The organism is Streptomyces sp. NPDC047981, from assembly GCF_040653315.1.
GTDB lineage: Bacteria > Actinomycetota > Actinomycetes > Streptomycetales > Streptomycetaceae > Streptomyces.
In genome coordinates, this window is sequence record NZ_JBEZNQ010000145.1 from 1 (window position 1) to 9469 (window position 9469).

Genomic DNA, 9469 nt, shown 5'->3' on the forward strand with positions numbered 1-9469 from the left:
TCGCGGCGGAACCGATTCCGGGACGGGCGCGTCTTGGGGGGCGTGCAGCGTCAAGGTTCGGGCGGCAGCGCCGCCGTGGTCGTACGCGTGGTCGGTGCCTCCGTCGCCCGGGCCGGCCGGCTCGACGCGCCCGCCACGGCCGCCCTCGCCGCGGACTCCAGCGGCACTCGCCGGGTCGCCACGGCCGTGCTCGACCTGGACCGCGTCCACCGGGTCCGGCGCGGCGCGGGCGGCACCGCCAACGACGTGCTGCTCGCCGTCGTCGCCGGGGCCCTGCGCCGGTGGCTCGACGGGCGCGGCGCGGAGGTGCCCGGCGCCGACCCGCGTGCCCTCGTCCCCGTCTCCCGGCGCCGGCCCGGCGCCGCCGCGGGCACCGGCAACAGCTTCTCCGCCTACCTCCTGGCGCTCCCCGTCACCGAGCCCGACCCGGCCGCCCGGCTCGCCGCCGTACGCCGGGACATGGACCGCAACAAGGCCGACGGGCCGCTGCGCGGCGCCGGAGCCGTCGCCGTCCTCGCCGACCAACTGCCCCCGCTCGCCCACCGCTTCGGCGCCCCGCTGGCCGGCGGCGCCGCCCGGCTGCTCTTCGACGTCCTCGTCACCAACGTGCCGCTGCCCCGCTCGGCCCTCTCTCTCGGCGGGGCCCCGCTGCGCACCCTCTACCCGATGGCCCCGCTCGCCCGGGGCCAGTCGCTGGCCGTCGCCATGTCCCCGTACGGCGGCCGGGTCCACATCGGCCTGGTCGCCGACGGCAAGGCCGTCCCCGACCTCGACGCGCTGGCCGCCGCCCTCGTCGACGAACTCGACCTCCTCGACGGGGCGGCCGGCTGAGCGCGCGCCCGGACGAGGGCTGAGGCAGGGTGGTGCCATGCCCGAACTGCCCGAGGTGGAAGCGCTCCGCGCCTTCCTCGACACCCACCTGGTGGGCAAGGAGATCGCACGGGCGCTGCCCGTCGCGATCAGCGTGCTCAAGACGTACGACCCGCCCCTGAGCGCCGTCGAGGGCGCCACCGTCACCGGTATCGCCCGGCACGGCAAGTTCCTCGACCTGGTCACCGAAGGTCCGGCGGGCCGCCTCCACCTCCTGGTCCATCTGGCCCGCGCGGGCTGGCTCCAGTGGCGGGACCCGCTGCCCTCCGGGCCGCCGCGCCCCGGCAAGGGGCCACTGGCCCTGCGGACGGCGCTCACCGAAGGCGACGGCTTCGACCTGACCGAGGCCGGCACCACCAAGCGCCTCGCCGTGCACCTGGTCCGCGACCCGCAGGAGGTGCCAGGGGTCGCCCGGCTCGGCCCCGACCCGCTCGCCGACGACTTCGACCTGGCCGCCTTCACCGCTCTCCTCGCCGGGGAGCGGCGGCAGATCAAGGGCGCCCTGCGCGACCAGAGCCTGATCGCCGGCATCGGCAACGCCTACAGCGACGAGATCCTCCACGCGGCGAAGACGTCCCCCTTCAAGCCGACCCAGAACCTGACCGAGGACGAGACGGCGCTGCTGTACGAGGCGATGCGCACCACCCTGCGCGCGGCGGTCGAGCGCTCCCACGGGCTCGCCGCGGGCAAGCTCAAGGCGGAGAAGAAGAGCGGCCTGCGCGTCCACGGCCGGACCGGCGAACCCTGCCCGGTCTGTGGCGACACCATCAGGGAGGTGTCGTTCCACGACTCCTCCCTCCAGTACTGCCCCACCTGCCAGACCGGCGGCAAGCCGCTCGCCGACCGTCGCACGTCCAAGTTCCTGAAGTAGACCTCCAGGGGGTGTCTCGGAGCACTCCTTTAGACTCCGCCGCATGCTGCGCGTACTGGCCGTCGACGACGAGGCCCCGGCCCTCGGGGAACTGCTCTACCTGCTGCGCGCCGATCCCCGGATCCGCAGCGCCGAGGGCGCCACCGACGCCACCGAGGCCCTGCGCAGGATCGGCCGCGCCCTGGAGGCCGGCCCCGACGGGGACGAGGCCGTCGACGTCGTCTTCCTCGACATCCACATGGCCGGGCTCACCGGGCTCGACCTCGCCCGGCTGCTCGCGGGCTTCGCCCGGCCGCCGCTGATCGTCTTCGTCACGGCGCACGAGGGCTTCGCGGTACACGCCTTCGACCTCAAGGCCGTGGACTACGTCCTGAAGCCGGTGCGCCGCGAACGGCTCGCCGAGGCCGTCCGCCGGGTCAGCGAACTGGCGCACGCCTCCGCCGCACCCGCCCCGCCCGCCGCCTCCGAGCACATACCGGTCGAACTCGCCGGGATCACCCGCTTCGTGGCCGTCGACGACATCGTCTATGTCGAGGCCCAGGGCGACTACGCGCGCCTGCACACGGAAGAGGGCAGCCACCTCGTCCGCATCCCGCTCTCCACCCTGGAGGAGCGCTGGGCCGACCGCGGCTTCGTCCGCATCCACCGCAGCCACCTCGTGGCCCTCGCCCGTATCGACGAACTCCGGCTCGACGGCGGCGCCACGTCCGTGCGCCTGGGCACCACCGAGCTGGCCGTCAGCCGCCGCCACGCCCGCCCGCTGCGGGACCTCCTCATGCGCCGCGCGGGCGGCTGACCGAGAGGTCGCCGGAGCCTCTACCGTGCGTGAACACCGCTGCGTAGACTCCGTTTCCTCCCCAGGCCGTGTCCGCCAGGTCCGGCCCGGCGGACCCTCCCCAGCCCCTGCGAGGTCGCCCGATGCCGGAGCGGACACCGACGTCCGATGACCCCACGCCGCGCCGGCCCCGGCGCGAGACCGTCACGCGCGCCTCGGCGCTCCGCGCGGGCGGCGGCCCGCCCGCGCGGCGGTTTCCCGGCCATCCGCCCGCCCGCTCCGAGATCAGCGAGCAGACCACCCTCGGCCACACCTACGTCCGCTCCCTGATGCGGAGCCAGTTGCGGGCCGCGCTCACCGCGCTCGGCGCGCTCGCCCTGTGCGTCGGCCCGCTGCCGCTGCTCCTCGCGCTGCCCGCCCCCGAGGCCGTCGTGTGGATCGCGCTCGGCGTCGGTGTGTACCCGGTCATCTGGGCCGTCGCCCACTGGTACGTCCGCCGCGCCGAACGCAACGAACGGGACTTCACCCGCCTCGTCGAGGGCCGCTGAGCGCGGGGGCCGGACGTGAACCACACCTACGCGGTGACAGCCGTCACCGCCGTCGTCCTCGCGACCGTGCTCATCGGCGCGCTCGGCCTGCGGATATCCCGGACGACCTCCGACTTCTACGTGGCCTCCCGCACCGTGCGGCCGGGCCTCAACGCCGCCGCCATCAGCGGCGAGTACCTCTCCGCCGCGTCCTTCCTCGGCATCGCGGGCCTCGTCCTCGTCCAGGGCCCCGACATGCTCTGGTACCCGGTCGGCTACACCGCCGGCTATCTCGTCCTGCTGGTCCTCGTCGCCGCCCCGCTACGCCGCTCGGGGGCGTACACCCTCTCCGACTTCGCCGAGGCCCGGCTCGAATCCCCGCAGGTCCGCAGGCTCGCCAGCCTCTTCGTCGTCGGTATCGGCTGGCTCTACCTGCTCCCGCAACTCCAGGGCGCGGGACTGACCCTGGAGATCCTCACCGGCGCGCCCGACTGGGTCGGCGGCCTCCTCGTCGCCCTCGTCGTCACCGGGATCGTCGCGGCCGGCGGCATGCGCAGCATCACCTTCGTCCAGGCCTTCCAGTACTGGCTGAAACTCACCGCCCTGCTCGTGCCCGCGCTCTTCCTGGCCGCCGCCTGGTTCGGCGACGACGCGCCGCGCGTCCGCTTCGACGCGCCCGCCGTCTTCCGCGAGCACACGGTCGTCAAGGTCGCCGACACCGTACGGATCGAGCTCGACGCCCCGCTCACGCTCACCGTCACCGGCCGCGTCGACTCCCTGCCGTACGAGGCACGGACCGTGACCCTGGACGAGGGACCGCACCGCGTGGAGGGCGGCACCGCGCTCGCCTTCCCCGAGGGCGCGCCTGTCCCCACGCGGGTCTCCGACGGCGCCGATCCCCTCGGCTGGTCCCAGCCGCTGGCCGGCGGGCGCGACGGGCACCAGCTCTACGCCACGTACGGGCTGATCCTCGCCACCTTCCTCGGCACGATGGGTCTGCCGCATGTGGCCGTCCGCTTCTACACCAGCCCGCACGGCCGGGCCGCGCGCCGCACGACGCTGGTGGTCCTCGGGCTCGTCGGCGCCTTCTACCTGCTGCCCCCGGTGTACGGAGCGCTCGGCCGGATCTACGCGCCGGAGCTCGCGCTCACCGGGGCGGCCGACGCCGCCGTGCTCGTGCTGCCCGAGCGGATGCTCGGCGGGGTGCTCGGCGACCTGCTGGGCGCGCTCCTGGCCGGCGGGGCCTTCGCGGCCTTCCTCTCCACCGCCTCCGGCCTGACGATGGCCGTCGCCGGCGTCCTCACCCAGGACGTGCTGCCCTCCCGGGGCGTACGGCACTTCCGGCTCGCGACCCTGCTGGCCACGGCCGTGCCGCTGACCGCCGGGGTCTTCGCCTCCAAGGTCCCGGTCGCCGACGCCGTCGGCCTGGCGTTCGCGGTCTCCGCCTCCTCCTTCTGCCCGCTGCTCGTCCTCGGCATCTGGTGGCGCAGGCTCACCCCGCCGGGGGCGACGGCCGGGCTGCTGCTCGGCGGCGGCTCCGCGCTGACCGCCGTGATGGCGACCCGCGCGGGACTGCCGGGCGAGGGCTGGCCGCACACCTTGATGGCCTGGCCGGCGATCTGGTCGGTGCCGCTGGGCTTCCTCACCATGATCCTGGTGTCCCTCGCGACCCCCCGGCACATCCCGCCGGGCACCCCGGCGCTCCTGGCCCGCCTCCATCTCCCGGAGGAGTTCACCGGCCGCCCCGGGCCGGTGCGGGCCGAGACCGGCCGCGTCCAGGCGCGGGGAGGTGGTGAGGAGTGACCGGGATCGAACTCGCCGCGACGGGCGTGGCCGCGGCCGTGCTCCTCCTGCTCGGCTTCGTTCTCGGACGACTCGCCACGCGCCGCGGGGACAAGGCGGCCGACCTCGACCTCGGCACGCCCGTCGAGCGCGCCACCTTCCACACCCTGCACACCGCCTCGCTGGCCGCCCCGCCGCTGCGCGCGGGACTCACCGAGGACACGGCGCGCAAGGCGGTGCGCCGGCTGCGCCCGCTCCTCGGCACGGAGGCGCTCTGCCTGACCGACCGGTCCGCCGTCCTCGCCTGGGACGGACCGGGCGAGAGCCACCACCGGCACCAGGTCATGGAGCGGGTCGGTCCCCTCCTCGACTCCGGCCGCAGCCTCTCCGCGCACACCGACTGCGCCGATGACGCCTGCCCGTTGCGCTGGGTGGTGATCGCCCCGTTGACCGGTGAGGACGGGGTGCTCGGCGCACTGGTGGCCTACGGCTCGCGGGAGTCGGCCGTCCTCGTCCGGGCGGCGACCGAGGTCGCCCGCTGGGTCTCCGTCCAGCTGGAACTGGCCGAGCTGGACAGCTCGCGGACCCGGATCGTGGAGGCGGAGATCAGGGCCCTGCGCGCCCAGATCTCCCCGCACTTCGTCTTCAACTCCCTGGCCGCCATCGCCTCGTTCGTCCGCACCGACCCCGAGCGGGCCAGGGAGCTGCTCCTGGAGTTCGCCGACTTCACCCGCTACTCCTTCCGCAGGCACGGCGAGTTCGCCCAGCTCGCCGACGAACTGCGAGCCATCGAGCAGTACTTGGCGCTCGCCGGGGCCCGCTTCGGCGAGCGCCTCAAGGTGACCCTGCAGATCGCGCCCGAGGTGCTGCCGGTGGCCCTGCCGTTCCTCTGCCTCCAGCCGCTGGTGGAGAACGCCGTCAAGCACGGCCTGGAGGACAGCGTGCACGACTGCCGGGTCACCATCGCCGCCCGCGACGCGGGCGCGGAGGCCGTCGTCGTGATCGAGGACGACGGAGTGGGCATGGACCCGGCCGTGCTGCGCGCGATCCTGCTCGGGGAGCGCCCCACCGGCTCCGGCATCGGCCTGTCCAACGTCGACGAACGGCTCCGCCAGGTCTACGGGCCGGAGCACGGCCTGGTCATCGAGACCGGGCTCGGCGCGGGGATGAAGGTGACGGTGCGGATCCCCAAGTACCGCCCGGGGGTCCACCCGACGGTCGGCCGGCCCTCCGATCAGTAGAGGTGCAGGGCCAGATGACCGAGGGGGAGTCCCAACTGCCACGCGGGAACCCAGACTTGGTCGCACTCGTCGACCGGGAAGCCGAAGCCGAAGCCGGCGGGCGGCAGGCCGCCGAGGTCGGCCGCCCGGACGCTGGTCGCCTCCAGGATCCGCCAGGTCTCCTTGGCCATGGCGAGGTCCGGTCCGTCCTCGCCCGCGCGGGTCCGCTCGTCGAGCCGGGCCCGTACCCACTGCGGCCAGGGGTGGTCGTACGAGGTCCGGGAGAGCCACTCGTCGAGCCGGCCCGCGGTCCTGGCCCCGCCGTGGGCGTCCGTGCCCTCGCAGAGGTGGATGGTGAGCGCGAGCGTCTGCCGGCCGGCCCGGTACTCCAGGGTGCCGGGCTCGACCAGACAGCCCGCGCGCAGCAGATCGTCCGCTATGAACTCGGCACACAGCCAGGCCATCGGGACGGCGAGCCCGCCCCCGCTGGTGCCGTTCGTACTCTCGGGCAGCAACGCTCCCACCTTCTCCCGGACATGTCGGTCGGCGATCCCGACCACGAGCCTCCACCGAGGAAGACGCGCGCGGGTCGCTCTTTACTCAACTCGCCGGTGTGGTTTCGGATACGTTCCCCCGCCGGATCGGTGCGCGTGGGGTCGAGGCGCACCGGTGCGACGGGTGGGAGGCGTGCCCGGGGCGGCTCAGCCGAGGAGCGCGTAGACCGCCGTCGCGTGCGCGGCCGTCTCGTCCGTGCCCTCGGCCGTCATCGTGATGTCGGCGAAGGCCATCCGCTTGCCCGCCTTCGTCAGCCGCGCCCGTACCAGCACGTCCGTGCCGAGCACGGGTCGCTGGAAACTGATGGACTGCTGCACCGTCGTCATCGGGACGAAGCCGCCGCGGGCGGCCGCGACCGCGATCACCGTCGCCGTGTCGGCGGCGGCCATCAGCGCCTGGCCGGAGAGTCCGCCGCCCTCACGGGCCAGCCGGTCCGACCAGGGGAGGCGGAGCACCGCCTCCTGGCCGTCGACAGAGACCACCGAGAGGCCCAGATCGAGCACCCAGGGTGCGAAGTTGTCGGCGAGTACCTTGTCCGCGGCGGCGGTAGTCAGCGTCGTCACGCGCTCATTGTGCGGCCGCGGTGTGTGGACGGGCAACGGCGCGACGGCGCGGCCGGTAGCCGGGCAGCTGGTGGCCGAGCTGGCGGAGCGCGTAGTGCGAGCGGGACTTGACGGTGCCGGCGGGTATGCCGAGGTCGGCCGCGGCCTCGTTGACGGTCAGGCCGTGGAAGTAGAGCCGGACCAGGACCGCGCGGTGTTCCGGGCTCAGGCCGCGGACGGCGGCGCGCACGTCGAGCGCGGCGACGGCCGACTCGGTGGCGTCGGCCGGGTCGGGGGTGCAGGCGAGCACGCCGTCGCCCGTCTCGGCCGGCCGGGCCAGCCGTGAGCGGCGGGCGTCGATGGCGAGGCGCCGGGCCACGGTGAAGAGCCACGGGCGCATCGACGCGTACGACCCGTCGAAGGCCTCCGGGTGGAGCCAGGCCCGCACGAGTGTCTCCTGGGCCAGGTCCTCGGCGCGCTGTCGGTCGCCGTAGGTCAGGCCGAGCAGGAAGCCGAGGAGCGCAGGCCCGTGGTCCCGCTGAAGCTCCGCGAGGGTCCGCTCGTCGGTGGTCGCCGTTCTGCTCGCGGTCGCCGTCGTCATGCTCCACACCTCTCCTGCCGGCTCGTCGTCCCGGTCCGTATACGAACGCATACGGGCGACAGGGGACAGGGAACGAACGTGAGCGTGCGACGAGCGGTCGCACCGAGCGGCGAATGGTGCGATGAGCGGTCGGGCGGACGCCCTTCATCCGTTTCGGCGGGGTTTGGTGGGTGACGCGGCTTTGCCTCTTGACTAAGGCATTCATCCCCTGTCAATTCATCGGGAAAGATGCTTGTCCTAAGAATGAGGCGGAGTCGGTAGATGACCCAGCGAAGGAGACAGCGGGCGATGGCCGTCGCGGCCGTTCTGCTCACGGCGGCGACCGGGTGCGCGGGCGGCGCCGACGCCCCCGGGACCCCACCCGCACGCGAGGACCCGGCGAGCCCGGCGCCGCCCTCGGCCGCCCCCGGGGGAGCCTCCGCGCGGACCGGGTTCACGCTCGTCGCCACCGGTGACGTGCTGCCGCACGACTCGGTCATCCAGAAGGCCGCCGCCGACGCGAACGGCCAGGGCCACGACTTCGGACCGATGTTCTCCGGGGTGAAGAGCGTCGTCGCCGGCGCCGATCTGGCGATCTGCCACATGGAGACCGTGTACGGCGCCGAGGGCGGGCCCTACACCGGCTATCCGGCCTTCAAGTCCCCGCCCGAGATCGCCCCCGCCCTCAAGGAGACCGGGTACGACTCCTGCTCCACCGCCTCCAACCACACCCTGGACGACGGCGCGGCCGGGCTCGTCCGGACGCTCGACGCTCTGGACAAGGCGGGCGTCCGGCACGCCGGCTCGGCCCGCACGGCCGACGAGGCCGCCCGTCCCACCCTGCTCGACGCGGGTGACGCGACCGTCGCCCAGCTCGCGTACACCTACGACACCAACGGCTACCCGATGCCCGAAGGAAAGCCCTGGTCCGTCAACCTGATCGACGAGGGGAAGATCGTCGCCGACGCGCGGGCCGCCCGGCGGGCGGGCGCGGACGTCGTCGTGGTCAGCATCCACTGGGGTACGGAGTGGCAGACGGCTCCCGACGACCGCCAGCTCACCCTCGCCCGCTCCCTCACGGCCTCGCAGACCGGTGGCAGACCCGACATCGACCTGATCCTCGGCACCCACGCGCACGTCCCGCAGGCGTACGAGAAGGTCAACGGCACCTGGGTGATCTACGGCATGGGCGACCAGATCGCCGGCGACATGATCAACCACGCCGGCGCCCGCGACCCCCGGGGCAACCAGTCCAGCCTCGGCCGCTTCACCTTCACCCCGCCCACGACCCCCGGCGCGCGCTGGGAGGTGGCCAAGGCGGAGTTCCTGCCGCAGTGGTTCGACACCGGCCGCGGCCGGGTCGTCGACCTCAACGCGGCCATCAAGAAGGGCGAACCCCTCACCGCCGTACGCGACACCATCCGCGACGTCGTCCTCGGCCGGGGCGCGGCGAACGACGGCCTGGTGATGGGGGAGTAGCGGCGATCGGCTCATCGGGTGCATTCGGACGGCCGGCCGGTGTGGATGAGCGCCGTGGGCCTTCGGCCATGCGAGCTATTAGTCATGAAAAAGGATCAGATGCCTATGGGGCGCCGGACGGTCCTGCGGATCGCCGCCGCCCTGGGGGCCACCGCCACGGTCGGCGCCCTGACCCCCCGGGTCAAGATCGGCTACGGCTACCAGATCTACAACCTGATGTCCTGACGCCCCGCGTCCCTCGGACAACTGGACGCCCCGCACCGGCCTT

The 9469-nt window shown here is 73.9% G+C and carries 10 protein-coding genes; 7 read left to right on the plus strand and 3 right to left on the minus strand.

What is annotated here, in order from left to right:
* The 6 genes from AB0E14_RS38400 to AB0E14_RS38425 all read left to right on the plus strand — a co-directional run.
* On the plus strand, positions 1-831 hold an 831-nt coding region (locus AB0E14_RS38400; RefSeq protein ID WP_362429774.1), incomplete at its 5' end, for a WS/DGAT domain-containing protein.
* A gap of 37 nt (positions 832-868) precedes the next feature.
* On the plus strand, positions 869-1741 hold the full coding sequence (locus AB0E14_RS38405; RefSeq protein ID WP_362429777.1) for a DNA-formamidopyrimidine glycosylase family protein: 873 nt from the start codon (positions 869-871) through the stop codon (positions 1739-1741).
* A 43-nt stretch (positions 1742-1784) separates the two neighbouring features.
* Complete coding sequence (locus AB0E14_RS38410; protein WP_362429780.1) at positions 1785-2537, plus strand: LytTR family DNA-binding domain-containing protein; 753 nt, start codon at positions 1785-1787, stop codon at positions 2535-2537.
* Positions 2538-2659: 122 nt separating this feature from the next.
* Positions 2660-3064: a hypothetical protein gene (locus AB0E14_RS38415; RefSeq protein ID WP_362429783.1), complete on the plus strand. Its 405-nt coding sequence runs from the start codon at positions 2660-2662 to the stop codon at positions 3062-3064.
* Positions 3065-3079: 15 nt separating this feature from the next.
* Positions 3080-4846 (plus strand): cation acetate symporter, encoded by a 1767-nt coding sequence (locus tag AB0E14_RS38420; protein WP_362429786.1) that lies wholly within the window; start codon positions 3080-3082, stop codon positions 4844-4846.
* A complete protein-coding gene (locus tag AB0E14_RS38425) occupies positions 4843-6066 on the plus strand; it encodes a histidine kinase (protein ID WP_362429789.1) in 1224 nt (407 codons plus the stop codon). Before AB0E14_RS38420 ends, AB0E14_RS38425 begins: the two co-directional genes overlap by 4 nt.
* Here AB0E14_RS38425 and AB0E14_RS38430 read toward each other — a convergent pair.
* The 3 genes from AB0E14_RS38430 to AB0E14_RS38440 form a co-directional block, all read right to left on the minus strand.
* Entirely contained in the window at positions 6060-6560 is a 501-nt protein-coding gene (locus tag AB0E14_RS38430; protein ID WP_362429792.1) for a hypothetical protein, read from the minus strand. The genes AB0E14_RS38425 and AB0E14_RS38430 overlap by 7 nt on opposite strands.
* A 186-nt stretch (positions 6561-6746) precedes the next feature.
* Complete coding sequence (locus tag AB0E14_RS38435) at positions 6747-7163, minus strand: PaaI family thioesterase (protein WP_362429794.1); 417 nt, start codon at positions 7161-7163, stop codon at positions 6747-6749.
* A gap of 4 nt (positions 7164-7167) precedes the next feature.
* The gene (locus tag AB0E14_RS38440; RefSeq protein WP_362429797.1) at positions 7168-7743 is read right to left on the minus strand and encodes a sigma-70 family RNA polymerase sigma factor; all 576 of its coding nucleotides are present in this window, start codon (positions 7741-7743) and stop codon (positions 7168-7170) included.
* 261 nt (positions 7744-8004) lie between these two features.
* Between AB0E14_RS38440 and AB0E14_RS38445 the strand changes: the two genes are divergently transcribed.
* A complete protein-coding gene (locus AB0E14_RS38445) occupies positions 8005-9201 on the plus strand; it encodes a CapA family protein (RefSeq protein ID WP_362429801.1) in 1197 nt (398 codons plus the stop codon).
* Positions 9202-9469 lie beyond the last annotated feature (268 nt).

Excerpts from the sequence above, each read along its gene's own strand:
- AB0E14_RS38405 (WP_362429777.1), top strand. The coding sequence starts at position 869 with ATGCCCGAACTGCCCGAGGTGGAAGCGCTCCGCGCCTTCCTCGACACC.
- AB0E14_RS38410 (WP_362429780.1), top strand. The coding sequence starts at position 1,785 with ATGCTGCGCGTACTGGCCGTCGACGACGAGGCCCCGGCCCTCGGGGAA.
- AB0E14_RS38415 (WP_362429783.1), top strand. The coding sequence starts at position 2,660 with ATGCCGGAGCGGACACCGACGTCCGATGACCCCACGCCGCGCCGGCCC.
- AB0E14_RS38440 (WP_362429797.1), bottom strand. The coding sequence starts at position 7,743 with ATGACGACGGCGACCGCGAGCAGAACGGCGACCACCGACGAGCGGACC.
- AB0E14_RS38445 (WP_362429801.1), top strand. The coding sequence starts at position 8,005 with ATGACCCAGCGAAGGAGACAGCGGGCGATGGCCGTCGCGGCCGTTCTG.